Annotated in this window: 24 protein-coding genes and 1 pseudogene; 13 read left to right on the top strand and 12 right to left on the bottom strand. The window is 62.7% G+C overall.

Features of this window, described 5'->3' with window-relative positions; all coding sequences use genetic code 11:
* A pseudogene (locus tag CK498_RS25225) lies at positions 1 to 808 on the top strand (dihydroxy-acid dehydratase); the annotation flags it as partial.
* A gap of 27 nt (positions 809 to 835) precedes the next feature.
* Positions 836 to 1,765, top strand: a complete 930-nt coding sequence (locus CK498_RS25220) for an SMP-30/gluconolactonase/LRE family protein (RefSeq protein WP_095623602.1) — start codon at positions 836 to 838, stop codon at positions 1,763 to 1,765.
* Positions 1,766 to 1,773: 8 nt separating this feature from the next.
* Here the strand turns inward: CK498_RS25220 and argE are convergent, their stop codons facing one another.
* Genes argE through CK498_RS25205 form a run of 3 tightly spaced genes read right to left on the bottom strand, consistent with a single transcriptional unit; the run spans position 1,774 to position 5,107 of the window.
* Positions 1,774 to 2,946, bottom strand: a complete 1,173-nt coding sequence (argE, locus tag CK498_RS25215) for an acetylornithine deacetylase (protein ID WP_095623601.1) — start codon at positions 2,944 to 2,946, stop codon at positions 1,774 to 1,776.
* Positions 2,946 to 3,695 (bottom strand): FadR/GntR family transcriptional regulator, encoded by a 750-nt coding sequence (locus CK498_RS25210; RefSeq protein WP_095623600.1) that lies wholly within the window; start codon positions 3,693 to 3,695, stop codon positions 2,946 to 2,948. Before CK498_RS25210 ends, argE begins: the two co-directional genes overlap by 1 nt.
* Positions 3,692 to 5,107, bottom strand: coding sequence for a YfcC family protein (locus CK498_RS25205; protein WP_095623599.1), 1,416 nt, complete (start codon positions 5,105 to 5,107; stop codon positions 3,692 to 3,694). The genes CK498_RS25210 and CK498_RS25205 overlap by 4 nt, the downstream gene beginning before the upstream one ends.
* A gap of 288 nt (positions 5,108 to 5,395) precedes the next feature.
* Between CK498_RS25205 and rhuM the strand changes: the two genes are divergently transcribed.
* The 3 genes from rhuM (at position 5,396) to CK498_RS25190 (ending at position 8,031) form a co-directional block, all read left to right on the top strand.
* The gene (rhuM, locus tag CK498_RS25200) at positions 5,396 to 6,397 is read left to right on the top strand and encodes a virulence protein RhuM/Fic/DOC family protein (protein ID WP_095623598.1); all 1,002 of its coding nucleotides are present in this window, start codon (positions 5,396 to 5,398) and stop codon (positions 6,395 to 6,397) included.
* Between the two features lie 160 nt (positions 6,398 to 6,557).
* Positions 6,558 to 7,010, top strand: a complete 453-nt coding sequence (locus CK498_RS25195) for a hypothetical protein (RefSeq protein ID WP_095623597.1) — start codon at positions 6,558 to 6,560, stop codon at positions 7,008 to 7,010.
* 85 nt (positions 7,011 to 7,095) lie between these two features.
* Positions 7,096 to 8,031, top strand: a complete 936-nt coding sequence (locus CK498_RS25190) for a cation diffusion facilitator family transporter (RefSeq protein WP_095623596.1) — start codon at positions 7,096 to 7,098, stop codon at positions 8,029 to 8,031.
* Between the two features lie 63 nt (positions 8,032 to 8,094).
* On the opposite strand, the gene CK498_RS25185 is transcribed toward CK498_RS25190, so the two are convergent.
* From CK498_RS25185 to CK498_RS25175, 3 genes are read right to left on the bottom strand one after another with little or no spacing between them, the layout of a single operon-like run.
* The gene (locus CK498_RS25185) at positions 8,095 to 8,376 is read right to left on the bottom strand and encodes a DUF503 domain-containing protein (protein ID WP_095623595.1); all 282 of its coding nucleotides are present in this window, start codon (positions 8,374 to 8,376) and stop codon (positions 8,095 to 8,097) included.
* A gap of 7 nt (positions 8,377 to 8,383) precedes the next feature.
* Positions 8,384 to 8,704, bottom strand: coding sequence for a hypothetical protein (locus tag CK498_RS25180; RefSeq protein ID WP_095623594.1), 321 nt, complete (start codon positions 8,702 to 8,704; stop codon positions 8,384 to 8,386).
* A 47-nt stretch (positions 8,705 to 8,751) separates the two neighbouring features.
* Positions 8,752 to 9,168: a gamma-glutamylcyclotransferase family protein gene (locus CK498_RS25175; protein ID WP_095623593.1), complete on the bottom strand. Its 417-nt coding sequence runs from the start codon at positions 9,166 to 9,168 to the stop codon at positions 8,752 to 8,754.
* A 223-nt stretch (positions 9,169 to 9,391) separates the two neighbouring features.
* Here CK498_RS25175 and CK498_RS25170 point away from each other — a divergent pair, with 223 nt between their 5' ends.
* From CK498_RS25170 to CK498_RS25150, 5 genes are all read left to right on the top strand, one after another.
* Complete coding sequence (locus tag CK498_RS25170; protein ID WP_095623605.1) at positions 9,392 to 10,447, top strand: GGDEF domain-containing protein; 1,056 nt, start codon at positions 9,392 to 9,394, stop codon at positions 10,445 to 10,447.
* 592 nt (positions 10,448 to 11,039) lie between these two features.
* Complete coding sequence (locus tag CK498_RS25165) at positions 11,040 to 11,282, top strand: hypothetical protein (protein ID WP_095623592.1); 243 nt, start codon at positions 11,040 to 11,042, stop codon at positions 11,280 to 11,282.
* A 111-nt stretch (positions 11,283 to 11,393) separates the two neighbouring features.
* The gene (locus CK498_RS25160; RefSeq protein WP_095623591.1) at positions 11,394 to 11,885 is read left to right on the top strand and encodes a hypothetical protein; all 492 of its coding nucleotides are present in this window, start codon (positions 11,394 to 11,396) and stop codon (positions 11,883 to 11,885) included.
* A gap of 61 nt (positions 11,886 to 11,946) precedes the next feature.
* Entirely contained in the window at positions 11,947 to 12,399 is a 453-nt protein-coding gene (locus tag CK498_RS25155) for a hypothetical protein (protein WP_095623590.1), read from the top strand.
* A gap of 129 nt (positions 12,400 to 12,528) precedes the next feature.
* Positions 12,529 to 13,446 carry an AbiTii domain-containing protein gene (locus CK498_RS25150; protein ID WP_095623589.1) on the top strand — a complete coding sequence of 306 codons (918 nt, stop codon included), beginning with the start codon at positions 12,529 to 12,531 and terminating at the stop codon, positions 13,444 to 13,446.
* 142 nt (positions 13,447 to 13,588) lie between these two features.
* On the opposite strand, the gene CK498_RS25145 is transcribed toward CK498_RS25150, so the two are convergent.
* Complete coding sequence (locus CK498_RS25145; RefSeq protein ID WP_095623588.1) at positions 13,589 to 14,482, bottom strand: LysR family transcriptional regulator; 894 nt, start codon at positions 14,480 to 14,482, stop codon at positions 13,589 to 13,591.
* Between the two features lie 95 nt (positions 14,483 to 14,577).
* Here CK498_RS25145 and CK498_RS25140 point away from each other — a divergent pair, with 95 nt between their 5' ends.
* On the top strand, positions 14,578 to 15,744 hold the full coding sequence (locus CK498_RS25140) for an MFS transporter (RefSeq protein ID WP_095623587.1): 1,167 nt from the start codon (positions 14,578 to 14,580) through the stop codon (positions 15,742 to 15,744).
* Between the two features lie 405 nt (positions 15,745 to 16,149).
* Here the strand turns inward: CK498_RS25140 and CK498_RS26950 are convergent, their stop codons facing one another.
* Together CK498_RS26950 and CK498_RS25130 are read right to left on the bottom strand one after the other, a co-directional pair.
* Positions 16,150 to 16,383 (bottom strand): antitoxin MazE family protein, encoded by a 234-nt coding sequence (locus CK498_RS26950; protein WP_407645919.1) that lies wholly within the window; start codon positions 16,381 to 16,383, stop codon positions 16,150 to 16,152.
* A gap of 173 nt (positions 16,384 to 16,556) precedes the next feature.
* Entirely contained in the window at positions 16,557 to 17,420 is an 864-nt protein-coding gene (locus CK498_RS25130) for an SDR family oxidoreductase (protein WP_095623586.1), read from the bottom strand.
* Positions 17,421 to 17,643: 223 nt separating this feature from the next.
* On the opposite strand from CK498_RS25130, the gene CK498_RS25125 reads away from it, so the two are divergent.
* Positions 17,644 to 19,071: a Glu/Leu/Phe/Val family dehydrogenase gene (locus CK498_RS25125; protein WP_095623585.1), complete on the top strand. Its 1,428-nt coding sequence runs from the start codon at positions 17,644 to 17,646 to the stop codon at positions 19,069 to 19,071.
* 59 nt (positions 19,072 to 19,130) lie between these two features.
* On the opposite strand, the gene CK498_RS25120 is transcribed toward CK498_RS25125, so the two are convergent.
* From CK498_RS25120 to CK498_RS25110, 3 genes are all read right to left on the bottom strand, one after another.
* Positions 19,131 to 20,000: an alpha/beta fold hydrolase gene (locus tag CK498_RS25120; protein WP_176475908.1), complete on the bottom strand. Its 870-nt coding sequence runs from the start codon at positions 19,998 to 20,000 to the stop codon at positions 19,131 to 19,133.
* Between the two features lie 92 nt (positions 20,001 to 20,092).
* Positions 20,093 to 23,386, bottom strand: a complete 3,294-nt coding sequence (locus CK498_RS25115) for an AAA family ATPase (RefSeq protein ID WP_095623583.1) — start codon at positions 23,384 to 23,386, stop codon at positions 20,093 to 20,095.
* On the bottom strand, positions 23,383 to 24,651 hold the full coding sequence (locus CK498_RS25110) for an exonuclease SbcCD subunit D (RefSeq protein ID WP_176475907.1): 1,269 nt from the start codon (positions 24,649 to 24,651) through the stop codon (positions 23,383 to 23,385). Before CK498_RS25110 ends, CK498_RS25115 begins: the two co-directional genes overlap by 4 nt.
* Positions 24,652 to 24,924: 273 nt before the next feature.
* Between CK498_RS25110 and CK498_RS25105 the strand changes: the two genes are divergently transcribed.
* The coding region (locus tag CK498_RS25105; RefSeq protein WP_095623603.1) for a TAXI family TRAP transporter solute-binding subunit at positions 24,925 to 25,669 on the top strand (745 nt) is incomplete at its 3' end.

Below are 25,669 nucleotides of genomic sequence, written 5' to 3'. Positions count from 1 at the left end.
CGTGCCGGCGGTGATGAGCGAGCTGCTCGGCGCCGGCAAGCTGCACGGCGACGTGCTGACCGTCAACGGCCGCAGCCTGGCGGACAACCTGGTGGGACGCAGCATCCAGGATCCCGCGGTGATCTGCCGCTACGCCGAGCCGCTGGTCGACCACGCCGGCTTCCTCAACCTCAAGGGCAACCTGTTCGACTCGGCGCTGATGAAGACCAGCGTGATCTCGGCGGATTTTCGCGCGCGCTTTCTCAGCGACCCCGACGACCCCAACGCCTTCGAGAGCAAGGTGGTGGTGTTCGACGGCTCCGAGGACTACCACGCGCGCATCGACGACCCGGCGCTGGGCATCGACGAGCGCACCATCCTGGTGATGCGCGGTGCCGGCCCGGTGGGCCACCCCGGCGGTGCCGAAGTGGTCAACATGCAGCCGCCGGAAGCGCTGATTCGCGCCGGCACCGAGTCGCTGCCGTGCCTCGGTGACGGCCGCCAGTCGGGCACCTCGGGCTCGCCGTCGATCCTCAACGCCGCGCCGGAGGCGGCCACCGGCGGCGGCCTGGCGCTGCTCGAGGACGGCGACCGGCTGCGCATCGACCTGGGCCGGCGCGAGGTACGGCTGCTGGTCGACGACGCCGAGCTGGCCGCGCGCCGCCAGCGCCTGGAGCAGCAGGGCGGCTATCGCTACCCGGCTCACCAGACGCCGTGGCAGGAGATCCAGCGCAGCCTGGTGGAGCCGCTGGACCGCGGCATGACGCTGGCGCCGGCGACCAAATACCGCGATGTGGCACGGCTCAGCCCACCGCGGGACAATCATTGATTGATGGGTTAAGGGAGACAAGACGAGATGTCGAATATGCGTGTTGGGGTAGCGTTAGCACTGGACATGAGCCTGGGCGAGAGCCCGGTGTGGTCCGACGCGCGCCAGACCCTCTACTGGGTGGATATCAACCGTGGCACGATCTACGCTTGGCGCCCAGGAAGTGACGCGCCGCCGGAGACCATCACGCTGGAGGAGAAGGTCGGTTGCATCGCGCTGTGTGAAGACGGGCTGCTGGCATCGATGAGCTCGGGTGTCGTGCGGCTGCGCTTACCCTTCGACGGCCGGCTCGAACGCCTGGCGGCCAATCCCGAATGGAAAAAAGAGGGGAAAAAAGAGGGGAAAGAAGCGCGGCAGGAGGGGCAGGGCAACCGCTTCAACGACGGCCGTTGCGACCCGGCCGGGCGCTTCTGGGTGGGCACTATCGATGCCGAGGAGCGCCACCCCACGGCGGCGCTCTACTGCCTCGAGAGTGGCGAGCTGGTGCGCCGCCAGGCGAAGCTTGGCATCGCCAACGGCCTGGCCTTCAGCCCCGACCAGCGCTGGCTCTACCACACCGACTCGCTGACGCGGCGCATTATGCGCTACCCCTTCGATGCGGCCAGCGGTGCCACCGGCACGCCGCATACATGGGTCGATCTGGAATCGCTTGGCCTGCCGGGGGTGCCGGACGGCGCCGCAGTGGATAGCGAAGGCTGCTACTGGAGCGCCCTCTACGACGGCGGCCGTGTGGTGCGCTTCTCGCCCCAGGGCGAGCTGCTGGCCGAGATCGAGGTGCCGTGCCCGCACCCCACCATGCCGGCGTTTGGTGGCCGTGACCTGCGCACGCTGTATATCACCACGGCTACCCAGCATCTGGACGAGGAGGGCCGCGCACGCTGGCCGGCGGCGGGCGGCTTGCTGAGCGTCAACCTCGACGTGCCGGGGCTTGCCGAGCCGGTATGGTCGGAGAGTTAAGACGGGTATCACTGCGCGGCGATTCGCTCGCCCAGCGCCCGCATGAAGCGGCTACCGGCCTCGAGCTGCTCGATATCGATGTACTCGTCGGGCTGGTGGGCCTGGCTGATGCTGCCGGGTCCACAGATCACCGTGGACAGTCCCTCGCGCTGGAACTGGCCGGCCTCGGTGGCGTAGGCCACGGCGCCGCCCGCCGCCTGCTCGCCGAGCAGGTCGTGGCATAGCGTCAGCGCCGCGGCGTTGTCGCGGTTGGCCAGTGCCGGCACGGTGGCAGTGAGCATCTCGGTGACGATGCCGGTGTGCGGGGCGCGCCGGCGCATCTCGGCTTCGAGTTGGCTGGCGTAGTCGGTGACGCGGCCCAGCAGCTCCTCGAAGTGCTCTTGGGGCAGGTGACGGATCTCCCAGTCGAAGCTGCACTCCCGGGCCATGATATTGATCGCCGTGCCGCCGGCGATCGTGCCGACGTGGAGGCTGGAGTGGGCCACGTTGAAGGCCTCATCCACGCGGCCCTCGGCCTTGAGCTCGCTCATCACGTCTTCGATCTTGGTGACCAGGCGTGCCGCCACGTGGATCGCCGAAACGCCCTGGTTGACCTGGCTGGAGTGGGCGGCACGGCCGGTCACGGTGGTGCGCAGAGCGGTGATGCCTTTTTGTGCCACTACCGGTGCCATCGAGGTGGGCTCGCCGACAATCACCGCCGCCGGGCGCGGATGGTCGGCCATCAAGCGCTCGATCATGCGCGGCGCGCCGAGGCAGCCGACCTCCTCGTCATAGGAGAAGGCCAGATAGATCGGTTTCATGAGGTCCTGCTCTACCCAGTTCGGTACTTCGGCCAGGGCGCAGGCGATAAAGCCCTTCATATCGCAGGTGCCGCGGCCGTAGAGGCGGCCGTCGCCCTTGTCGACCAGCATGAACGGGTCACTGGTCCACGGCTGGCCGTCCACCGGCACCACGTCGGTATGCCCCGACAGCACCACGCCGCCCTCGACGGCGGGGCCGATGCGTGCCAGCAGGTTGGCCTTACTGCCGTCGTCGCTGTCGATGCGCCAGTGCTGCACACCATACTCGTCCAGATAGGCCTCGACCCACTCGATCAGCGCCAGGTTGGAGTCGCGAGACACGGTGGGAAAGCCCACCAAGTGAGTAAGTAAGTCGGAGGCATTGGGGAGTGCCTGGGGCATTAGGAATCCTCGCTGTCGTCTCTTGGGGAAACGCCGCGCTCTGCCAAGGCGGCGACCTCGGCCATATAGTCTTCGGCGGCTTCCATGTGTTCATACATTAGACGCGCGGCGCGCTCGGCGTCGCGGGCGCGGAAGGCCTCGATCAATTCAAGGTGATAGTCGTGACCGTAGTAGTTGAGATCGATGTCTGCCAGGGCTGGGTCGAGATGCTGAGCGGCCACCACCTTGAGCAGCAGGCCGTTAAGGAACTCGATCAGAAAGCGCAGTAGCGGGTTGGGCGAAGCGGCGGCGAGCAAGTTGTGGAAATTTATTTCGTCTTCCCGTTCCGCAACACCGCGTCCCTCGCGCCGATAGCTGCAGCAGCGCCCGGCAGTGGCACTCAATCGGGCCAGCGCCTCCTCGTCGAGTAGCGGTGTTACCTGGCGCGCCAATGCCGGTTCCAGCAATTTACGAAGTGCGTAGATGTCCGGAATCGACAGGTCACGACTGAAGCAGAAGTTCCAAAGTAGTTCATTGGCTGTATCGGCGCTCACTTCGGTAATGCTGGCCCCCCCACCGGGGCCACTCCGGATGCGCACCAGGCCCTGGGTCTCGAGTGACTTCAGCGCCTCACGAAGTGTCCATTTGCTGGTCGACAAGCGTGCCGTGAGGGCTGACTCGTTCTCCAATCTAGCGCCGGGGGGCAGTTCACCGGATAGGATTCGCTGACGCAGCCCCTCGGCGATCTGATCAGAACGTTTCTGAATCATGCGGGTCCCCAGTCGATCATTACGGCGAAGGCCAGGATCACCCAACTGAGCAGAAGTACCTTGATCAGCAAGGGAAAGAAGAAACGCACCCAGCGGTCATAGGGTACCCGGGCGATTGCCAGCATGGCCAGAGTGCCGCCGGACGTGGGTACTATCATATTGGTCAGGCCATCGCCGACCTGGAATGCCAAAATCGCAGTCTGTCGCGTCATGCCGATCAGATCCGACAACGGAATCATGATTGGCATGGTGGCCATAGCTTGCCCACTACCCGAGGGGATGAAGACGTTGATGACCGAGTGGACCAGTGTCATCGCCAGTGTTGACGCCAAAACCGGCAGCCCGGCCAGCGGTTCGGCCAGACCATGGACGATGGTATCGCCGATGCTGCCCTGCTCGAGCAGTACCTGGAGAGCTCTTGCCAACCCAACCAGCAGAGCGCCAGTACAGACCGAGGCGGCGCCCTCGAAGAAGTAGCGATTGATATCGGTGGGCGAGAGTTTGGCCATCGCCCCTATGGCGATTGTCATGGCGATGAAAACGCCGGATATCTCGTTGATGTACCAACCATGGGCGAAAACGCCATAGAGCATGATACCCAGGCCGACGATGAAGGTGCCGATGACCCTCAGGTCCGCAGCAGACAGCTGATAGTCGTTGATGGGCTTATCGAGAGAAACATCCTGTGCGTCATGTTCCAGCAGCGATGCGCTTGCATCTTCTCGTAGCCGCGCCATATAGCGGCTGGTGTGATGTGCCAGCAGGGCTAGAGCGCAAATGCACAATACGCTTCTCAAACCAGCACCTGAGAACATCGGTAACTGCGCTATTTGGCCGGATACGCCGACGGTGTAGACGTTGATCGGCGAAGTCGCAAAGCCGATTCCGACGCCGCCGAGGGCGATCGCGGTACCCACAAGCCGGTCACCCCCCATGGCTAGGCCTAACAGTACTGCCAGAGGTATCAAGGCAATATTGTTCTCGTAACCGACTGCGACACCCAGAATGCCAAAGACGAACGTCATCAACCAGATCAGAATTGAAGGCCGCTCGTGGCCCAGCTTCTTGACCAGTGTGCCGACGAGGTTCTCTAGTGCTCCGGTGGCCTCCATCACCCGGAACAAACCACCACCGATGAACACAATGACGATGATGCTGGCAGCACCGATCATGCCCAGCGGAATAGAGTGGAAGATTGCGAGTATCGATGGCGCTGACTGATCGATGAGATGGAATGTGCCAGGAATCACCGCGCTGCGGCCATTGATCTCATGGCGCTCATAGGTGCCGGCGGGGATGATCAGTGTCAATACCCAGACCGCACAGAGTAGGCAGAAGATCAGAATGGCTGGATGTGGAATGCGCTGATACCAGGGCTTACGAGGTGTTGCGGTAGCATCATGTGCCGTCATTGGGCATCTCCTTTATTGGCTATTGTTGTTGTGCTCACCCTCTAAGGGCATTTCCATGGATTCATGGCCATGCAATTAGGCAATTCTTAACTATTATAATGAATAGCACGCTATGCCAGCGACGATTTCCTGTCAACTATTCCTGGCACCGGCTGTGGCGTAGCATTGTTCATACGATTCTCATGCGGCTGTCGACGTCTTGACGATGTCGTTAAGCTGCTGATCCACAATGATGTTTGCGGCGAGGCGGTGGCCGGTCCACCGAGCGAAGGAGGGAGGGGAGAGGGCATGAACGATGACAACCAGACACCCATCATCATCTATCAGGCGGCTGGCCAGGAGATCGAGGTTCGGCTGGATGTGGAGCAGGACACCGTCTGGCTGACGCAGCGGCAGATGGCTGAGCTTTTCGGCAAAGACGTTCGCACGGTTAATGAGCACCTGCTAAACGTCTATTCCGAGTGCGAGTTGGAGCGAGATTCAACTATCCGGAAATTCCGGATAGTTCGGCGTGAGGGGGCGCGAGAGGTCACGCGTAACATCGAGCACTACAATCTGGATGCGATCATTTCGGTGGGGTACCGCGTCAAGTCACCTCAAGGTATTCGCTTCCGCCAGTGGTCTACACGGGTGCTACGCGAGCACCTTACCCAGGGCTGGACGCTAAGCCGCCAGCGCTTCGAGGAAAACGCCCGCGAGCTGGAGGCCGCCATGGCCCTGGTGCGCAAGACGGCCGGCAGCCCGACCTTGGATGCTACCAGCGGCCGTGGCCTCATTGATATCGTCACCCGTTATGCCCAGACCTTCCTGCTGCTGCAGCGTTACGACGAAGGCCTGTTGACCGAGCCCCGCGCCCAGGAAGGCGGCCAGCTGCCCACTGTGGCCGAGGCTCGCACGGCGCTGGCGTCACTCAAGTCCGAGCTGATTGCCAAGGGCGAAGCCACCGAGCTGTTTGCCCGGGAGCGAGGCGATGGCCTCGAGGCATTGCTGGGCAACCTCGATCAGACGATCTTCGGGGAACCGGCCTACCCCTCGGTGGAGGCCAAGGCATCGCACCTGCTCTACTTCGTGATCAAGAACCACCCCTTCGCCGATGGCAACAAGCGCAGTGCAGCCTATCTCTTCGTCGATTTCCTCTACCGCAACGACCGCCTGCTGAATACGCGTGGCGAGATGGTGATGAATGACGTCGGGCTTGCTGCTCTCACGCTACTGATCGCCGAGTCCGAGCCGGCTAACAAGGAGACCATGATCCGGCTGATCATGAATATGTTGGCCACACCCGAATGAGCCTGACGACGCCTCAGCCTGTGGTACATGTTTACGAAACGCAATTTTTTCGACACGTCTCGCGGTCATGTTGATGGCATCGACATGACCGCCGCCGCGGAGAGGCGTGAAGTTAAAATAACGCTGATCACGTTAGCCGAACCGAGACTGTGGAGCCACGATGAAGCCCTTTTCTACCCTGCTGATCCGGCTGCTGGGTCTTTACATCTTCCTGCAGACCCTATTCGCGTTTCTTCCCGCGCTGCTTGCGCCGAATGCCGCTGAGTTCTGGTCGGGTGAGGTGCTGCCAGTTGCCATCGCCACGGTGGCCGTGCCGATGGTCGGCGGTGTATTGCTGTGGTGCTTCGCGGGTCGCCTGGCAGGCAGGCTCCATGGTGATGCCGGAGGTGATGTCCAGGTCAAGGACGATGATCTGGTGCGTGCCGGCACCTTCCTGATCGGCACGTATCTGCTGGTCCGTTATATCAGCATGCTGGTGGGCGCCTATGTCGCTTCTGGCAGCGTGGCCTACGATGCCCTGGTCGCTGTGGTGGCGGGACTCGGCATGATGCTGGGCGGTGGGGGCCTTGCGGCGCTGTATCGCAGGGTCAAGTATTTCGGTGCCGATAGGTAGGCCGTGTAAAGAAGCCCCCTGATCATATCGGCTGTTGCTACACTGGGCGGCTTGTAGGCGACGTCGGCATGGGAGCAGAGCGTTCGTGAGAAGAGAGTCCAGTACCCTGGCATTTTCCGCCTTTATGGCACTGCTGATCGGCAGTGTGGGCATCGTGGCGACCCTTGCCACCAACTCTCAGGCCATCCTGCTGGATGGGCTGTTCAACCTCATCTATTTTTGCGTCGCGCTGGTGACCATCAAGGTCAGCAAGCTGGCCAGCCGCCCGGATAGCGATTCCTACCCCTTCGGCTACAGCTACTTCGAATCGCTGGTCAACCTTTGCAAGGGCTTGCTGATACTGGGGGTCTCCCTCTTTGCCCTGGTGGATGCCGTTGTTGCACTGCTGACAGGGGGGCGCATGATCTCCGCGGGGCTGGCCGTAATGTATGCACTTTTTGCTACGGCAGCCTGTTCATTGACGGCCTGGGTCATGCACCGCAGCCAGCGCCATGTGCATAGCCCGCTAGTGGTAGCCGATAAGTTCAACTGGCAGGTGAACAGCGTGATCTCGGCGGCGGTGCTTGCCGCCTTTTGCTTAGTCCTGCTGTTCGAACATTTGGGTTGGCAGGCTGTTCTGCCGTATGTCGATTCGGTATTGGTGATAGCGGTCGTTGTGCTGTGCCTCGGGGTGCCTGTGCGCATGGCCTCTCAGGCGCTACAGGAACTCCTCAACAAGACCCCGGACGAAACGGTCGCCGAGCCCGTCCGCCAAGCGGTGGCACGCGGACTGGCGGATATTGAGACGCAGGAAGTCCGAGTGAGAATGGTTCGCCCGGGGCGCCTACTGTACGTCATGGTCCATGTCGTGCTTGCCGATGATCACCCGCAGTCGTCGCTTGTCAGCCAGGATCGGTCGCGCCAGCGCATCGAGGAGGAAGTGCGCCAATATTACTCACCTGTTGTCTGCGATGTGGTCTTCACTGCTGACAAGCGCTGGGCAGCGCCTTCCTGCGGACTGTTGGTGGAAAAGCCCCCCTGATACCACGCGTGAGCCTTGCATTGGGGGCGGGCGCTCTGCGCGGGCTGTCCGGTAGGCCGCGCACTAAAGCACCTCCCGCGTTGCCTCCATCACCCGCCCATCCACGCCGCGCTGAATCTTGTCCTCGATCTCGCTGCATAGCGACTCCACCTTGGGCAGCGTGGCGGCGGCGACCACGAAGGTCCATTCGCTGGCCTCCAGTCGGTCGAGCTCGCCGCTTTCGCAGACTGCGACTGCCGGGTTGCGGCCGAAGCGCTCATGCAGGCCGCCCATGCGCTGGCGCTTCTCCTTGAGCGAGCGACAGCCAGGCAGGGAAATGCTGAGGGTAAGTACGGCAATATGCATGGTCGCTTCAGTCACCTGTGCCAATGCTCAAGCGCAGCGCCTGCAGGCCGTCGAGCTCCAGACGCACCTCATCCGAGAAGACCGGGTGGCCGAGCATGCGAATATCCAGGCTGGCGTTGGCGCCACGGTAGCGCACGCTGGTTGCTAGGTGGGTGTCGGTGGTCAGCGGGGCCAGCGGGCCGTAGTCGACGCTCTCCACCGTCAGCGCGCCGAGACCCCGCGCCTCGATCTGCTGCTCGATGGCCTGTGTCGCGGCCATCCCGTAGTAGACATAAAGCCCGCCGTAGGCCAGCCCGGCGATCACGATCAGCGATAAAAGACGCCCCATGGGTTCCTCCTGATGAAAAACTCGCCCCGGTGATGGGGATGATGGGGTTATACCACGCCACGACGCCCGGTAGGGCGGCCGGGTTGCCAGGCGCCCTCGCGAATCATCGGGCAACCGCTGACATCGTGGTTATAGAGGTAGAGCCAAGCGGGCCCCAGAGCCGTGGTATGAATGACCCGCTCGAAGTCGCCCTGCTTGGGCGTGCGCACACGGTGGTCCTCGAGCTGGTCGAGGCCGGCCAGCAATTGGGCGTCGACTCGGAATATCTCCACCTCGACACCCCGCGACGACAGCGGCTTGGCACCGGGGTAGGGGCCCAGGTCGTAGAGCGTCACCGCGGTCAGACGGTCGCTGCCGAGATACTCGGCCCCCGCAAGCCAGTGGTGATTGCGCAGGCCGCGCTTCAGTGTGCCGTAGACGGCCACCAGCGGGCTGTGGGCAACAGCAAGCACCGGGGTGTGCATAAGGTGTCTCCGTAACGCTGGATTTTGCGGCATATTCTAACACTGCCGCAATGCGGTGCTATGAACCCACCCAGCGGGCCTTCCCCTGATGGTCGACTGGCCCCCAGCGCGCTTTGGTGGCAGGCTTAGGCGTTCAGGCCCTTCTTCAGCCAAGAGTCCGTGAGTGATTTGCGCTGATCGAAGCCCCAAAGAAATCGCCGATATGCGTAGGGAGCATGGGGCCTTGTCACCACTAAAAACGCAATATCGCGTAGATTGGCTGACTGGACAGCTTTGCGACGGTAGCAAGGAGTCATTGTACCGTGAGTCCATCAACGAGAGGGTACGGTATGAGACCTGCCTTGCGTTGATTTTGGCGGCCTCGGTCTTCGGCATGTTTGCCATTACCGACTACTACCTGCTTGGCCTGACGAGAGAATATTACCTATTGGTCACCATGTGCATCGTGGTGGTCAGTCTCTGCCTTATCCTGGCATTCGTCATCGCACGCTGGGGCAGCTATTCGCATAGGCTCTGGTTGCACGCTTTGCCACTCTGGATACTTGCAACGGGTATCATCCTGATTGTCCCCCTGCGCCCCGAGAGCCTCTCTACTCAGGTGACAGCCGTGGTATTGGCCACCATGGCGTTCTACCTGTTGATCCCCAACCTGCTGCGCTTGGAGAGACTGCAGCGCAATCAATTCTTGTTGCTTCACGAAGAGTGTGATCAAAATCACCAACTGCTCAAGGAAATAACCCATCGCAAGTCACTGGAAGAGCAACTGCGCATGGTCGCCGAGCGCGATGAGCTGACGGGGCTGAATAGCCGCAGCCATTTCATGAAGCGGGCCAAGGCGCTGTTGCAGCGCTCACGATTGGAAAAGATGCCGTTCAGCGTTTTCATGATCGATGTGGACCATTTCAAGAGCATCAACGATACCTGGGGCCACAGCCACGGAGACTGGGTTCTGACCAAGATTGCGGAGGTATGTGCGCACTCTCTCCGTCCCACGGATGTGATAGGCCGTTTCGGCGGTGAAGAGTTCGTGGTAGCCCTGCCCAACACCGGCCCTGACGATGCACAGGCCGTGGCGGAGCGCTTGAAGATGAAGGTCGCCGAGCTGCCATTAAAGGAAGAAATGAGCGAGCTTAGCCTGAGCATCACCATCGGTATCGCGATAGCAAACACTGAAGAGGTCGACCTCGAAGCCTTGATATCGCGAGCGGACCAGGCGCTCTATGTTGGCAAGCGCGATGGCAGAAACCGGGTAGTAATGTGTCATGAAGGGCAGGGGTAGGGATGAGCAGGAGGAAACGTTGGCTATTATCAATATCCGCCCATCGCCGGATGGTTTATGTTGGTATATGATGATAGAAAATGTCAGCTTACGACCCAAGCAGCCATGCCAGGAAAGGCAGCGAGCACGTTCGTTGGGGATATGCAGCATGCACGATGATCGGTGTTATGTTTCCGAGCGATACTTAATTTCTAGGGTTTTCAATAAGATAAGAGGTGAGCGAGCGCGCAGCATAACATTATTGAACGCGCGTGCGCTTTCAAGTGGAATATCAAGCATGATACATTATATAACTGTTATGTTTCAGGAGGCTTAGGTTAGCGGTTAGTGGCGGAGGTTCGAATCCTCCCATGCTTGTTTTGTTCTCAGTTGTCTGTCTTATGTTGGTGGTTTTGTCGTACGTAAAAAATCGCATGCTAACAACATTGGACTCAGGCCATGGTCCTAAGAAGGGGGATGACAATATGAGAAAAGCAACAACATTCGCAAAATGTGCTGTCGCTTCAGTAATTGACGTAAGTCAGGCGCTGGGAACAAGTCTCGTGGCTTTTGGTGGGCCGCTAACCTAAGCCTCTTTGGGGGAATGTAAAGTATGGCCGTAATCACGAAAAAAGATGAAAAAATAGCTGCTACAGTCGAGCAGTTGGAAGGAAGCCGGTCCCCTGATGACTTCGTCGCGAAGTTTAAGGAGCTCTACCCAAAGGACTGGGCAAAAATTGAAAAAAGTTATCGTGACCACGAACGGAAAACAAAGCCAGGTAAGTCACATCCAATGCCGGAGCCAGATCAGTATCTAAAAAATGCGCTATCGGTCTGGCTCAAGAGTCACGGATGAAACATAACCAGGCCAGGCACGGCGACGCCTTTTTCGTTGCGGCTTCGCCTCCACTACAAAGGAGCGCATGCTGGCAGCGTTATGCACTAATTGAAGTCCTCGGAGTAATTGATGCCAGAGATTGAGCCAGACTGGGTTTCAGCGGCTGCCACAGCATTCGCTGGCGTTGCAACAATTGCTGCCGCGTTTACTGCTTTTCTCGCATACAGGCTGCAGCGAGCTTTGGCGAGAAGCAGAAAGCAACTTTTGAAGGGGGATACCCTGCTCAAGAATATTCAGTCATTGGTCGCCACATTTGCGGACATTCATGCAACTGCCAAACAAGACTGGTCGACTGAGAGAACGGAGAAACTTCGAGCACTTTCCGCGCGTATTCGCTATACCGAGACGGTAGTTAAGTCACTGAGCCCGGATATAGGAACGAAGGTCGAGGAATGGCGAATTTCTTCAGACAATGAAGGGAACAGTATTCCTCGTGTTGTGGATTATATCCTTGGCGGGATGGGCGCCATTATCGGCGATAAATATGATGAATTCCTGTTTTCAAAGGCGGAAGACCTAAGGAGAATTCAGGATCAGGTTTTCGAAGAGATAGGTGCATAACCAAGCAACGCACGCGACAAGCGCGTGATTGCGGTGTTATGCATGTCAATGAGGAGAGGATGTGTCAGAGAATCTGGAGCTCGAATTAAGCAAGCAATTTAAGGCTTCGCAGGAAAGGTATGTCTATTTTCTACTGGCAGCTGCAGCGTCAGCAATTGGCTTCGCAATGACCCAGTCGAAGGTTGAGCCGCTTGCGTGGATTCATCTGCCTCTTGGATTGTCAGTAATGCTGTGGGCGGTTAGTTTTTTCGCCGGACTGCGCTTTGTCGAATATTCGACAAGTTTCATATTCCAAAATCAGAACTATATGGCGTTTAAACGGGAGCTGAGGTCTTTTCACGAAGATAGGGCTGCAGAGCTTTTGGCGGATTTCAAGTTGAAGCTAAACAAAACCGTTGAGCGCCAAGTTGAAAAAATGAAGCTTTATGGAAATATACAAAGCTTGTGCCTTCTCTTCGGAGCACTACTCTATATTCTGTGGCACATACTCCGCATGGGGGCAATAGATGCTTAGCCAGTCGCTCGAGTTCGCTCCGGCCCTGGCCGGGCCGCCGCCGAACGGGCTTTCCGCTCCGCTCGAAGCCCGCCGCTCAGCTTTGCGTTATGCATTCAGATACTTCTGAAAGTTTTAGAGGAAAACAAAGTGCCCTTATTGCATGAAATTCAGGAGTACGTCGTTCAAGAAGGAGCTGATCTGGGCTCAATCCTTCTCAAGCTTAGATTCCTAGCTTCTAGACTAGGGAGCAATGTGCTCGAAGAGTGGGTGAAGCATGAATCCGAAGGCTATCCCAGTGATATGGAAGTACCTTCCTATAGGATAGTTGGGGTTAGTTACAAAGGTACATTTTCGGGGCCTTTTGAATCCGGGATAAAGAACGCTCCAATTCCCTCCCACCTTATCAAACAATTCGCCGGAGATAGCTGGGTGAGTTTTGAGGTAAGGGAAAGTATCGCGGGCGTCGATGAGCTAGTAAGAGGTAGCGCTGAAAGTGGATCCCTAGGTATAGATGCTTCTGACTTAATCCTGTTGCTTCAAGGGAGGATTTATGAGAATTACGCCTGTAACTCTGTAAGCGGAATAATCTCAAGGACTTCATTAACCGAGATCCAACAAGCGGTGCGAGGGCGTATTCTCGAGCTGACTTTGGAGCTAGAGAAGTCGATTCCTGCGGCTGCAGATGTGTCTTTTGGCGCTTCGAAGACCACGGATACCAACGCAGAGAAGGTTCAACAAATATCACAGCAAATTATTTACGGGAACGTAAATACAGCAGTGGCAGGAGGTCACGCCGCAACCATCTCGGTCAACGTCAATGAACGTGACTCAGCCTCGTTTGTAAGCCAGCTCGTAGAATCCGGAATCTCAGAAGATGATGCGATATCTCTCGTCGCAATTCTCGAAGCCGAAGAGCCAGAGAGTGAGCTTGAGCCGTTCGGGACTAGAGCAAACAGCTGGATCGCATCCAACCTCAAAAAAGCAGCGGACGGCACATGGAAAGCAGGCGTTTCAGTTGCCACAGCTGTCATCACGGAAGCAGCGAAGAAATACTACGGTTTATAGAAAGGAATAACAATCGCATGCAGCGGATCATTTTGCCGCTGGCGCAACAAATTGCCCGCTGATGCGTGCGTTGAATATCAGGAAAGTCTCAAAGCCCGCTCCTGGCCGAAGGCCATCACTCACCCTCGGAGCTATCGCCTGTTCACATGCGGTGATTCTCTAGCAGGAAGTCCACGAACAATCGCACCCGCGCCGGCATCGCCGAGCCACCTACGAACACCGCATGAATGGGTTCCCTATCACCGGGATTGAAGGCTTCCAGTAGCGGCACCAGATCGCCGCGCTGCAAATCCTCGGCCACGCTGAATTTGCCGATGCGCGCGATGCCGGCGCCCACCCGTGCGAATTGCGCCAGCGCCTCACCGCTGCTGCATTCGATATTGCCGCATACCTTGAGGGAGAATGCCTGGTCGTCGCGGATGAACGGCCAGTTGGGTTCAGCACGTCGGAAGTTGAAGCGCAGGCAGTTGTGTTGCAGCAGCTCTTCCGGTTGCTGCGGCGTGCCGTGGCGCTGGAGATAGTCTGGGGAGGCCACCACCACCTGGCCGGTATCGCCTATGCGGCGAGCGGTCAGTGGGCTGTCGGGAAGATGGCCAAAGCGCACGGCTACGTCGGCCTGGCCGCCGAGAATATCGACTACTTCGTCGCCCAGAGTGAGGTCGACAGTGATGTTCGGGTAACGCGCGCTGAATGCGGTCACCAACGGCACGATGGCCAGCCGCCCGTGGCCGAGCGCAGCACTTACGCGCAAGCGGCCTTTAGGTACGCCCTGGTCAGCAATGGCCTCTTCGACCTCGGCCATATCGGCAAGGATGCGTCGAGCACCACGCAGATAGGCCTCGCCTTCGGCGGTAAAAGTGATCGCGCGGGTAGTGCGCAGCAACAGGCGGGTACCGAGGCGTTGTTCAGTGCGCGCGATGATTCGGCTGACGGCCGAGGGTGTCAGCCCCAACGCTCGCGCGGCGGCCGACAGGCTGCCTTCCTCCGCCACGCTGGCGAACACGACCATTTCACCTGACCTGCCGCTAAAGTCCATTTGTTCCTCCCAAGCAAAGGTGTTTGCCGAAAAGGCTATCTACCGCTTGCAATGTCCGAATTGTAGCATTCGCGGCATAGATGAGGAGCCTTTCCATGCGTATAAATCCCCCCCTTGTTGCACTCGCCATCGGTGCCTTCGGCATCGGTGTCACCGAGTTCGCCCCCATGGGCATGTTGCCGGGCATCGCCAGCGATCTCGGCGTTTCCATTCCGGCTGCCGGCCTGCTGGTCAGCGCCTATGCGCTAGGCGTGCTGCTTGGTGCGCCACTGATGACCCTGACCACCGGCCGGATTCCCCGGCGCTACCTGCTGATCGGCCTGATGGCCATTTTCACCCTGGGCAACCTGATGTCGGCCCTGGCCACCGATTACACTAGCCTGCTGATCGCCCGGGTGGTGACCTCGCTGAACCACGGTGCCTTCTTTGGCGTCGGCTCCATCGTCGCCGCCAGCGTGGTCGCGCCGGACAAACGTGCCGGCGCGGTGGCGGCGATGTTCATGGGCCTGACCCTGGCGACCATCGGTGGCGTGCCGCTGGCGGCTTGGTTTGGCGAGGTGTTTGGCTGGCGCACGGCGTTCTGGGGCATTACCGGCCTTGGTGTGTTGACCATGCTTGCGCTGTGGTTCGCGCTGCCCAATATGCCTCTGCCGAAAGGCGGCGGCGTGCTGGCTGAAATCCGCGTGCTGGGTTGTGGCTCTGTGCTGGCAGCCTTGGCCCTGACCGTGATCGGGTCCAGTGCGATGTTTACCGTATTCACCTATATCGCGCCGATCCTCAGCAGCGAGACCCAGGCGTCCACCACCTTCATCACCGCCATGCTAGTGCTATACGGCATCGGGCTGACGTTGGGCAACATATGGGGCGGCAAGGCGGCGGATCGCTCCGTCGACCGTACCCTGATCGTCTCGCTGAGTGCGCTGATCCTGGTCTTGCTGGCGTTCACGATGTTGATGCGCTGGCCGCTACCGGCCGCCGTGGCCATCCTGATCTGGGGTATCGCTAGCTTCGCCATCGTGCCGCCGCTGCAGATGCGTGTGATGGAGGCGGCCAAGGCCGCACCCAACCTGGCTTCGGCGGTGAATATCGGTGCCTTCAACCTGGGCAATGCGATTGGCGCGGCGCTGGGTGGCGCGGTGATCAATGCGGGGCTGGGCTATCCGGCGATTCCCCTGGCCGGTGCGGCGATGGCCGTGCTGGGGCTGTTGATGGTGTTGGGGTTTGCCTGGCGTTCCAGGGTGGCGGCGGCTGCAGTGATGTAAAGGCCGGCCTGTGTCAACTGGGGCAGCCACGGTTTGAAATGAATCGTGGCCAGTCCCCGATTCTTTGCTGGCCTACCGCGCATCCTTGCCTTCGCAGGCCTGAGCAGTCGCAGCGGGGATTGGCCTAACTCGCTTATGGCCTGGCATCAGTCGTGCCCATTGAGCGATGCAGGGCGGTAACGTCGCACTCACCTAGCCAGGTGCCAAAACGCCAGTTGTATCGCCCAAGATTTCGCAGAGGCATTCAAGCGGCAGCTTCTGGCCGATAGCGGCGGTGCGTCACATGGGCGTTTTCTTTACACCCAGCGTTGATCCTTCAGCGTTGGGTGCAGGAAAGGGCTCTGAAAGCTGTAATATAGACAGTGGTGGGACTCACTAATGAGGGCGGGACGAGGCTTCCCGACGTCACCTGACAGGGCAATGGTCACCAGGTCTCCATGCGTCATCCCCGTCATCGTCCAGGTCCAGTAGTGCTGCGTCCATGAAGTCCAGCAGGTCGCGATCCCCTGCGTCGACAGCTGCCACGACAGCGCACTGACTGCGCGCTTCTTCAGAGAGGCCAGGCTGTCGAGTATCCGGCACCCAGATCTGGATTGGGCGCGGGCCAGCCGCCCGCAAAGCGGCACGGTGCTTATTCACCCGGATGTTCACGTCATTGCTTGCCACTATTTCTAATCTCTTCACCTTAGTTTCATGTAACAGGGTGGCGCGCTCCTTTGTTACATGCAACGCGAGATGAGGTCGGTAAAACGGTCCCAGTGGGCACTGCCCAAGTGATGGATCGCCGAGTTTGCCCTTGGCGACACCAGGATTTACTCCCGCTCATCCCGCGTCGAGCGCAGCAGCACGCGGTCCATGCCGCGGGTGCTCAGCACCCGCTTGAGCGCTGCAAAAAGATGGGTGGGCACGGTCACGGCGTAGCGGGGCTTCGGGCGGCGGCTCTCCAGGGCGTGGATCAGTTTGTCGACCACGGCTTCGGGGCCGAGGGTGAAGGGCGCCTTGCCCTCCTGGCTGGCCAGGCGGGCTTCCACCTTGCGGTAGGTGTCGGCATGGGCGCTGTGGGTGGTGTCGATATTGGCCTTGAACGCCTGGTAGGCATTCTCGCGGAAGCGGCTGGCGATGGGGCCGGGCTGGATCAGGCTGATATGGATGCCGCTGCCGGTCAGCTCCTGGCGCAGGGTGTCGGTGAGGCCTTCGAGGGCGAACTTGGAGCAGATATAGGCGCCGCGGTAGGGCAGGGCGGCGAAGCCCAGCACCGAGCTGTTGTGGACGATGCGGCCATGGCCCTGGGCGCGCATCATCGGCAGTACCCGGGCGGTGAGCTCGTGGGTGCCGAGCAGGTTAGTCTCCAGCTGTTCGCGCAGTACCGCTCGGGTCAAATCCTCCACGGCGCCGGGCTGGCCGTAGGCGCCGTTGTTGAACAGCGCCGTCAGTCGCCCTGCGGTGCGCGCCTGTACCGCTGCCACCGCAGCCTCGATGGAGTCGCTGTCGGCCAGGTCCAGTGGTAGCGCCTCGAAGCCTTCCTCCTCGAGCCGGGTGACATCCGCCGCCGCCCGGGCGGTGGCGAAGACCCGCCAGCCTCGCTTGGCCAGCGCGTGGGCCGCGGCATGGCCGATGCCACTGGAACAGCCGGTGATCAGTATGCTGCGCGTAGGCGTCTCAGGGGCGTCTGGCATCTTCGTCTCCTTGATGACCTGCATGATGAGTTTGGCAGGGGGGTAAAAGTGTTGGCCGGTACGGAGCTACTTTACTTGGCTATTAACAAACGTGAAGTCCGCGTGCCCTTGGGGCGGTTTCGTGTCAGATGGCCTCGAATTGCTAGACTCCCAGAGGAGAATGAGGCATTCCCGTGTTTCAACGTTGAATGCCGACCAAGAAGAACGGCCATGGAGGCGCAGAATGAGTGACACCAAGTACGCTCAGCAGGGCATGACATTCCGCCAAAGCGTGGAGCATATGGTGGATCATGCCATCGAGATCATGGAGCTGGACGAGGGCATCGGCAACGCCATGAAGGTGTGCCAGAGCGTGGTCCAGGTCTCCTTTCCGGTGGAAATCAACGGCAAGGCAGAGATCTTCACCGGCTGGCGGGCCACCCACAGCGATCACCGGTTGCCGTCGAAAGGGGGGATTCGTTTTGCGCCGATCGTCGACCAGGACGAGGTGGAGGCCCTGGCGGCGCTGATGACCTACAAGTGCGCCATCGTCGATGTGCCGTTTGGCGGTTCCAAGGGCGGCTTGGTGATCGATCCGCGTCAATATGAGCGCTATCAGCTGGAGGCGATCACCCGCCGCTTCGCCCGTGAACTGATCCTCAAGGGCTATCTGAGCCCGGCCCAGAACGTGCCGGCCCCGGACATGGGGACCGGGCCCCGCGAGATGGGCTGGATGGTGGATACCTACCGCCAGATGTTCCCCAACGACATCAACTATATGGGCGCGCTGACCGGCAAGCCGGTGGAGCATGGCGGGGTGCGCGGGCGCAACGAGGCCACCGGTCGCGGGGTGCAGTACGCGCTGCGTGAGCTGTTCCGCCATCCCGAGGAGCTCGAGCGCTGCGGCCTGTCCGGCAGCCTCGCCGGCAAGCGGGTGATCGTCCAGGGCCTGGGCAACGTCGGCTACTATGCCGCTCATTTCCTGGAGACTGAAGACGACTGCCTGATTACTGCGATCATCGAGCGCGATGGGGCGGTGGTGAATGCGGATGGCCTGGACGTCAGCGCGGTGCGCGATCACGTCGCCGAGACCGGCGGGGTCAAGGGCTTCGCCGGTGGCGAATATCGCGAGGATGGCACTGCAGTGCTGGAGATGGCCTGCGATATCCTGATTCCGGCGGCACTCGAGGGCGTGATCACCGCCGACAATGCCGAGCGTATCCAGGCGTCGTTGATCGCCGAGGCGGCCAATGGCCCGGTGACCTTCGCCGCCGACAAAATCCTTCAGGAGCGTGGCGTGGAAATCCTGCCGGACGCCTACTGCAACGCCGGCGGGGTGGTGGTCTCCTACTTCGAGTGGATCCGTAACCTCAACCACGTGCGTTTCGGTCGCCTGGAGCGGCGTTTCCACGAGGCCAGGGGCGAGCAGATCATTGCTGCCATCGAAGACGCCTCGGGCGTCGAGGTCCCCGAGCACCTGCGCCAGAAGCTGGCACGCGGGGCCGATGAGTTCGACCTGGTGCGTTCGGGGCTGGACGACTCCATGCGCCTGGCGCTGCAGTCGATCATCGCGGTGCGCCGCGACAATCCCAAGATTCACGATTACCGCATGGCGGCCTACGCCATCGCCATCGAGAAGGTCGCCCGCCACTACCGCGATATCGGCTTCTGAACGGCTTCACCCGTGGCGCGGGCGAGGCCACAACCTCGCCCGCATGGTGGCGTTGAGTCTCATGGTGGCGTGCCGATCATCCGCTCCAGCTCACGGTTGAAGGCCGCCGGCTTGGCCATGTGCAGGAAGTGGTCGCTATCTTCCATGATCACGGCGTCGAACTCCGGTAGCAGCAGGCGGTTGGCGTCGACGTCGGTGGGCCACAGGTCGGCGTTGATGGCCATCACGGGGAACGTCAGCGCTGCGAACTGCTGGGCCGCTTCGCCATCGGCATGCCGCGACAGCATCTCCTGCATGGCGCTAATCGCCACCTCGGGCGGTGCGGCAGCCATATCCTCCACGACCCACTCGCGTAGCGTGGCATCGGTGCTGTCGATAAACATCGACGCCACGAACTGGCGTGCGGCCGGGGCGAAGTCCTGTTGGAGCGGTTCCAGCAGCTCGTCGCGCTGCTCCTCGCTGACGTCCGCGGCCACGTCGTGGAAGGTGTCGACGCCGATGATACCGATGACGCGCTCGGGCATCAGGCGTGCCGCTTCGACGCTGACCGGCCCGCCCATGGAGTGCCCGACCAGGATCGCTTGCTCCACCTCCAGGTCGTCCAGTACCGCCTTCACGTCCTCGCCGAAGGCCGGCAGGGTATAGACCTCGCGCCCCTGGCCAGAGTGGCCGTGCCCGGCCAGGTCGACCGTCACCACGCGATGGCGCTGCGCAAAGTGCGGTAGTTGCCCGCGCCAGTAGCGCCCGTCGCCGCTCCAGCCATGGATGAAGACCAGCGTCGGCTCGCCGCTGCCCTGCACCTCGTAAGCAATCGGCACGCCGTCTGCTGAGTCGGCCATTCGCGGCCAGTTGACCTCGGTCGCCAGCGCCTGGCCGGCAAACGCCAACAGCAGCATCAGGCCCACGCCGTATACCGCAACTCTGCTCATGATGACCTCCCTCGCGTGTTGGTGACTCCTGCAGCATAGATGAGTCATACGCTATTTAGCAGGGCGGGCACTGCGCCTGGCGTTGCGGTGGGTCATGCACTCACCAGCCTGGCCCGGCTGGTGCCATTGCCCAGCGGTTCGACCTGGATCTGCACCGGGATGCGCTCGTGCATCTCCTGCACGTGGGAGATCACGCCGACGCGGCGGCCCAGCGCCTGCAGGCCGTCGAGCGCCTCCATGGCCAGCGCCAGCGACTGGGGGTCGAGGCTGCCGAAGCCTTCGTCGATGAACAGCGACTCGATGGTCAGCTCGCCGGAGGCCATCGAGGCCAGCCCCAGGGCCAGCGCCAGTGACACCAGGAAGGTCTCGCCGCCGGAGAGCGAGTGCACCGAGCGGCGTTCGTCGCCCATGTCGTGGTCCACCACCAGCAGGCCGAGCTCGCTGCCGCCGCGCACCAGGCGGTAGCGGCGGCTGAGCCCGGCGAGGTGCAGGTTGGCGTGCTCGAGCAGCTGCTCGAGGTTGTAGGCCTGGGCGATGCGCCGGAATAGCTTGCCGTCGGCGGAGCCGATCAGCTCGCTGATCTGCCCCCAACGGCGGTGTTCGGCACGCGCGGCCTCACGTTCGGCCTGGCCGGCCTGCTGGCGGGCGCGCTTGCGGTCGTCGTCGCCGAGCGCGAAGGCGGCGTCGTCGCGGGCCTGCTGGGCGGCCTCCAACTGGGGGGCCAGGGCCTGGCGCTCCTCGCTGAGACCCTGGCGCAGGCGGTCCAGCTCGGCCTCGGCACGTTCACCGAGCAGGGCCTCATCGTCGTCGGGGGCCTGGCCGCGGCGGTGCTCGAGCAGCGCCGTGCGCCGCTCGGCCAGGGTGGCGGCGGCGCGCTGGCGGGCCTGGTCGGCGGCCTCGATTCGCTGCTCCTCGGCGCGGGCCTCGTCGTCGCCCTGGGCCAGCAGGCGGGCGAGGGTGGCATCGTCCAGCTCGGGGTGGGCACCGCGCCAGGCGTCCAGCTCGCCGCTGAGTGTCTCGCGCTCCTGGCGCCTCGCGCTGAGCTGCTCGGCCTCGTAGTCGCGCTGCTGGGTAAGACGCAGCCGGGCCTGTTCGGCAGCGTGCTGCTGAGTAAGTGCTTGCTCGCGCTCCCGGCGGGCGCTCTCCAGGGCGGCGTCGAGCCGCTGCTGCCAGGCATCCGGGCTGGCGTGCTCACCGAGTGTCTCGGCGAGGCGCTGGGCCAGGGCGCCGCGCTGCTCGCGCAGCGGCGGCAGTTGCTCGTCGAGTTCGGCCAGCCGCTGGTCGGCGCCGGCCTTGTCGGCTGCCAGGCGCGTCAGGGTCAGCTCGCCCTGGCGCAGGGCGTCCTCCAGGGGGGCCAGCTCGGCCTCGGCCCGGGCGAGTTCATCGAGGGTTTGGCGCTCACGCCGCCGGCGAGACTCGCTGTCAGCCTGCTGGGCGAGCAGCCAGGTATCGCGCTGCGCGTCGTCCACCTCTGCCAGCTCGCCATATAGCGGGTGCTCCTGCAGTGCCGACCGGGCGCTGGCCAAGCGCTGGTCGGTCTCCTCCAGCGCCTTGTGGCCCTGGGCCAGGGCGGCCTCCACGGCGCGGTATTCGCCGAGCAGGGTGTCGCGCTGCTGCTGGGCAGTGTCGCGGGCCTGCTTGGCGTCATCCAGCTGGCGCGCCTCTTCCGCCTCCTGGGCGGCGAGCTGGGCGGCCTCGGGCGTCGCCGGTGGCTGCTGGCGCCAGGGGTGGTCGAGCCCGCCGCACACCGGGCAGGGCTCGCCCTCCTGCAGCTGGGCGCGTAGCTGTGCCACGCTCTCGCTGCGTACCGCGCGGCTGCGCTCGATCAGTGCGCTGACGCTTGCGAGGTGCCCCTCGGCCTTGTCGAGGCGCTGGCGCGCGGTTTGGCCCTCTTCCAGCAGCCGCGTGCGCGTCACCTGGTCCTTCTCCAGCTGGTCGGCGAGCCGACGCTGGGCGGTATGGGTGCGTTCCAGCTCCTGCCAGCGGCTGGCCAGCTCGCCAAGGGCCAGCTGGCGCTGGGCGGCGCTGTCGTGGGCCTGCTGGGCGGCCTGGCGGGCGTCGTCCGGGCGCGGGTGCGTGCCCATCAGCCGCTTGAGGGTGGCTCGCTTGTCATCCCGCTCACGCTGGCGGCCCTGCTGGGCCTCGTGGGCCTTGCGGTGCTCATCACTGAGGGTGGCGGTACGGGCCTGCTGCTGGCGGTGGGCCGCTGCGAGGTCGGCAAGCTGCTTATCCACGCCGGCCAACTGCTGAGACTGTTCGAGCGCTTGACGTAGCGCGGGCTCGGCGCGCTGCCTGGCGTCGCTGGCGTCAGTGAGTGCTTGCTCCGCCTTCGATAGCGCTGCAGTGGCGGCTTGCTGGTCTGAGAGCGCCGTTTCCAGCGCGCGCTGGGTCTTGGCGTGGGTCGCCTCCAGGGTGGCGATCTCGCCGGGGAGGGCGGCCTGGCGGGCGAGGGCGTGGCGCTGGGGCGCGATCCGCTGGCGCCAGGTGCGGTCGGCACGCTGCTGTGCCAGCCCCTGCCACGCGTCGTCGGCGGCTTGCTGCTGGGCAATGCCCTGGCGATAGGCGTCGCGCAAGCGGGCGTCGTCATCATGCCAGCGCTGCCGTGTAGAAAGCCTTTCCTGTTGCCTCTGCAGGTTAGTGAGTGCTTGCTGGGTGGCCTCGGCGGCGCGCTCGAGTTCGGCGCGCGCCTCGGGCTCGGCGGGCAGGTCGTCGGCGAGTTTGGCGTCGAGGGCATCCACTGCCTTCTTTGCTTGGCTGGCGCGACGGTAGGCGGCGATCGAGATCTGCGAGTACTCGGCGGTGCCGGTGAGGCGCTCGAGCAGGTCGCTACGCTCGTTGTCGTCGGCCTTGAGGAAGGCGGCGAACTCGCTCTGGGCCAGCAGCACGGCACGTGTGAACTGGTCGAAGCTGAGCCCCAGGCGCTCGGGCAGCAGGCGGTCGAACTCGCGCTTCTGGGTGGTCAGCAGCTGGTCGGCGTCGAGATCGCGCAGCGACTGCTCGGCGGCTTGCAGGCGGCCGCTGGCCTTCTCCCGGGCACGGCGCACCGCCCAGCGGGCGCGGTAGCGGCGGCCGTCGCGGCCCAGGAAGTCGACCTCGGCATAGCCGCTGGCAGTACCGCGGCGCAGCAGGGTGCGTGGGTCGGCGGTGTTGAGCGTCTCGCCCTCCACGTCGGGTAGCGAGGCGTCGCGCACCGGCGCCTGGCGCAGCCGCGGGGTGCTGCCGTAGAGCGCCAGGCACAGCGCGTCGAGCAGGGTGCTCTTGCCGGCGGCGGTGGGGCCGGTGATGGCGAACAGGCCGGCATCGCGCAGCGGCGCGGTGGTGAAGTCGAGCTCGAGGGGGCCGGGCAGCGAGGCCAGGTTGGCGAGGCGCAGGGCGAGGATCTTCATGGCCGTGGCTCCTCGTCGTCGCTATCCAGCACCTCCTGCAGCAGCTGGTCGAGGTCGGCCATCACCGCCTCGCCGGGGGGCTCGTCCCAGCGCGCTTGCCAGGTGCGCTCGAAGAGCTTGCGTGGTCCCAGGCTCTCGAGGTCGACCCGTGCCGTGTCGGCCTGCTCGGCAACCCGCGGCAGGCGCCGCTCCAAACGCAGCAGGCGCAGGGATTTGCCTTCCAGGGCGGCGTCTACCTGGGCGCGCAAGTCGGGAATCGGCGCCTCGAGCTCGACGCGTACCTCCAGCCAGGGCCAGCGCTCCCGGGCGAGCGCAGGGTCATCCTCCAGGGCCTCTAGCTCGGCGAGCACCTCTTCAAGGGGCGCGGGGCCGATGCGCAGCATGGCTACCGGGCGCGGCACGCGAATCGCCTCGCTGGCCGCCAGGCTGTCGCCGTCGAGGGTGACCTCGACCACTTGGTGCGGGTAGTCGACCTCGCTGAAGTCCAGCGGCAGGGGGCTGCCGCTGTAGCGGATGCGCGCCTCGCCGACCTGCTGGGCGCGGTGCAGATGGCCGAGGGCGACATAGGCGATCTCGGTGGGGAACAGCGACGCCGGGATCGACTCCTCGCCGCCGATCACGATGGGGCGCTCGCTGGCTTCCGATACCGCCGCGCCGTGCAGGTGGGCGTGGCTCATGGCCACCAGCGCCTGGCCGGGCTGACGCTTGTCGCGGGCGGCGGCAATCAGCTGCTGGTGGACCCGTTCGATGCCGGCCACATAGTCGTTGCGGCGTTCGCCATTGTCGGCGGTTTGGTCGCCACCAAGCCCGGCCCCGGTGACCTCGGCGGGGCGCAGGAAGGGCAGCGCCAGGCACCAGGCCTGGGTCTCGCCGTCGCTGTCGCTGAGCGGTACCAGCAGGCGCTCGGCGTCGAGGCGGCCGTCATCCAGCCAGTTGACCCGGCCCAGGGCGTGGGTGCGCAGACGTTTCATCAGCGGTGCCGGCAGCTCGATGCGGTTGCCGCTGTCGTGGTTGCCGGCGATCAGCACGATATCCAGCCGTGGCAGCCGCTGGTGGGCGCGGACGATGAAATCATAGAGCAGCTCCTGGGCGCGCAGCGACGGGTTGACCACGTCGAACAGGTCGCCGGCTACCAGCAGGGCGTCGGCCCGGCGCTCGGCCAGGGTATCGAGTAGCCAGTCCAGGAAGGCGCGGTGCTCGGCGTGGCGCTCCTGGCCGTGGAAACTCTGGCCGAGGTGCCAGTCGGCGGTGTGGATCAGCTTCACGGTGGCTCCTGGGCGATGATGCGAAAGGCCCGATGATAGCGCCTGGGCGCTCCGGCTGCAGTGCATGGGTGATGCGCTATCATCCATTAGTCGCAAAAGCACCCCGCTGCTTTGCACCTGGCGAGCCGCACCGCTACCCTGGATATTGTACATTTCTGTTTTCTTGTACAATTAATTCGCTTTTGCCTTCGCAGACACTGCATCCCGCAAAACAACAACTGGAGTACGCTTGTGAAACGCATCGCACTGCTTCCCCTCGCTGCCGCCACCGTGATGATGGCAACCGCTACCCAGGCCGTGGCCGATCGTGAAGGCTGGCCCGAGAGCTTCACCATGGGCACCGCCAGCCAGGGCGGCACCTACTACATCTACGGCTCCGGCTGGGCCAACCTGATCGCCGACGAGTTGGGCGACATGTCCGGCGGCGGCGAAGTGACCGGCGGCCCGACCCAGAACCTGGCACTGGTCCACAACGGCGATATCTCCTTCGGCATGGCCACCATGGGGCCGGCCACCGATGCGGTGAACGGCGAGAGCCCGCTGGCGCCGGGCGTGCCGATGGACAACGTCTGTGCCATGTTCCCGATGTACGAGACGCCGTTCTCGATCACTGCGCTGTCCAGCTCGGACATTACCAGCATTTCCGAAATTCCTGACGGGGCGCGGATCGGCTTCGGTCCGTCTGGCTCGACCTCCGACACCTACTTCCCGGCGATCCTCGAAGAGCTGGGCATCGACTTCGAGCGCCGTAACGGCGGCTGGACCGACCTGGGTGGCCAGCTCCAGGATGGCCTGCTCGACGTCATCGCCTTCGCTGCGGGCATCCCGATCCCGGCGGTCAGCCAGCTCGAGGTGCAGACCGACGTCAACATCATCGAATTCACCGAGGAAGAGCAGCAGGCCGCCATCGCCGCCTTCCCGGTCTCCGAGTTCATGATCCCGGCCAATACCTACGAGACCCTCGAGGAAGACGCCCGCGCCGTGTCGATGTGGAACTTCGCCATCGCCGGCTGCGACC

Source organism: Halomonas salipaludis, from assembly GCF_002286975.1.
In the GTDB taxonomy this organism is placed as follows: Bacteria; Pseudomonadota; Gammaproteobacteria; order Pseudomonadales; family Halomonadaceae; genus Franzmannia; species Franzmannia salipaludis.
This window is presented reverse-complemented; position numbering and strand designations above follow the sequence as displayed.

What these genes read in the sequence shown, in the direction of transcription:
- CK498_RS25220 (WP_095623602.1), top strand. Translation starts at nt 836, where the DNA reads ATGTCGAATATGCGTGTTGGGGTAGCGTTAGCACTGGACATGAGCCTG.
- argE (WP_095623601.1), bottom strand. Translation starts at nt 2,946, where the DNA reads ATGCCCCAGGCACTCCCCAATGCCTCCGACTTACTTACTCACTTGGTG.
- CK498_RS25210 (WP_095623600.1), bottom strand. Translation starts at nt 3,695, where the DNA reads ATGATTCAGAAACGTTCTGATCAGATCGCCGAGGGGCTGCGTCAGCGA.
- CK498_RS25205 (WP_095623599.1), bottom strand. Translation starts at nt 5,107, where the DNA reads ATGACGGCACATGATGCTACCGCAACACCTCGTAAGCCCTGGTATCAG.
- rhuM (WP_095623598.1), top strand. Translation starts at nt 5,396, where the DNA reads ATGAACGATGACAACCAGACACCCATCATCATCTATCAGGCGGCTGGC.
- CK498_RS25195 (WP_095623597.1), top strand. Translation starts at nt 6,558, where the DNA reads ATGAAGCCCTTTTCTACCCTGCTGATCCGGCTGCTGGGTCTTTACATC.
- CK498_RS25185 (WP_095623595.1), bottom strand. Translation starts at nt 8,376, where the DNA reads ATGCATATTGCCGTACTTACCCTCAGCATTTCCCTGCCTGGCTGTCGC.
- CK498_RS25180 (WP_095623594.1), bottom strand. Translation starts at nt 8,704, where the DNA reads ATGGGGCGTCTTTTATCGCTGATCGTGATCGCCGGGCTGGCCTACGGC.
- CK498_RS25175 (WP_095623593.1), bottom strand. Translation starts at nt 9,168, where the DNA reads ATGCACACCCCGGTGCTTGCTGTTGCCCACAGCCCGCTGGTGGCCGTC.
- CK498_RS25165 (WP_095623592.1), top strand. Translation starts at nt 11,040, where the DNA reads ATGGCCGTAATCACGAAAAAAGATGAAAAAATAGCTGCTACAGTCGAG.
- CK498_RS25160 (WP_095623591.1), top strand. Translation starts at nt 11,394, where the DNA reads ATGCCAGAGATTGAGCCAGACTGGGTTTCAGCGGCTGCCACAGCATTC.
- CK498_RS25145 (WP_095623588.1), bottom strand. Translation starts at nt 14,482, where the DNA reads ATGGACTTTAGCGGCAGGTCAGGTGAAATGGTCGTGTTCGCCAGCGTG.
- CK498_RS25140 (WP_095623587.1), top strand. Translation starts at nt 14,578, where the DNA reads ATGCGTATAAATCCCCCCCTTGTTGCACTCGCCATCGGTGCCTTCGGC.
- CK498_RS25130 (WP_095623586.1), bottom strand. Translation starts at nt 17,420, where the DNA reads ATGCCAGACGCCCCTGAGACGCCTACGCGCAGCATACTGATCACCGGC.
- CK498_RS25125 (WP_095623585.1), top strand. Translation starts at nt 17,644, where the DNA reads ATGAGTGACACCAAGTACGCTCAGCAGGGCATGACATTCCGCCAAAGC.
- CK498_RS25120 (WP_176475908.1), bottom strand. Translation starts at nt 20,000, where the DNA reads ATGAGCAGAGTTGCGGTATACGGCGTGGGCCTGATGCTGCTGTTGGCG.
- CK498_RS25115 (WP_095623583.1), bottom strand. Translation starts at nt 23,386, where the DNA reads ATGAAGATCCTCGCCCTGCGCCTCGCCAACCTGGCCTCGCTGCCCGGC.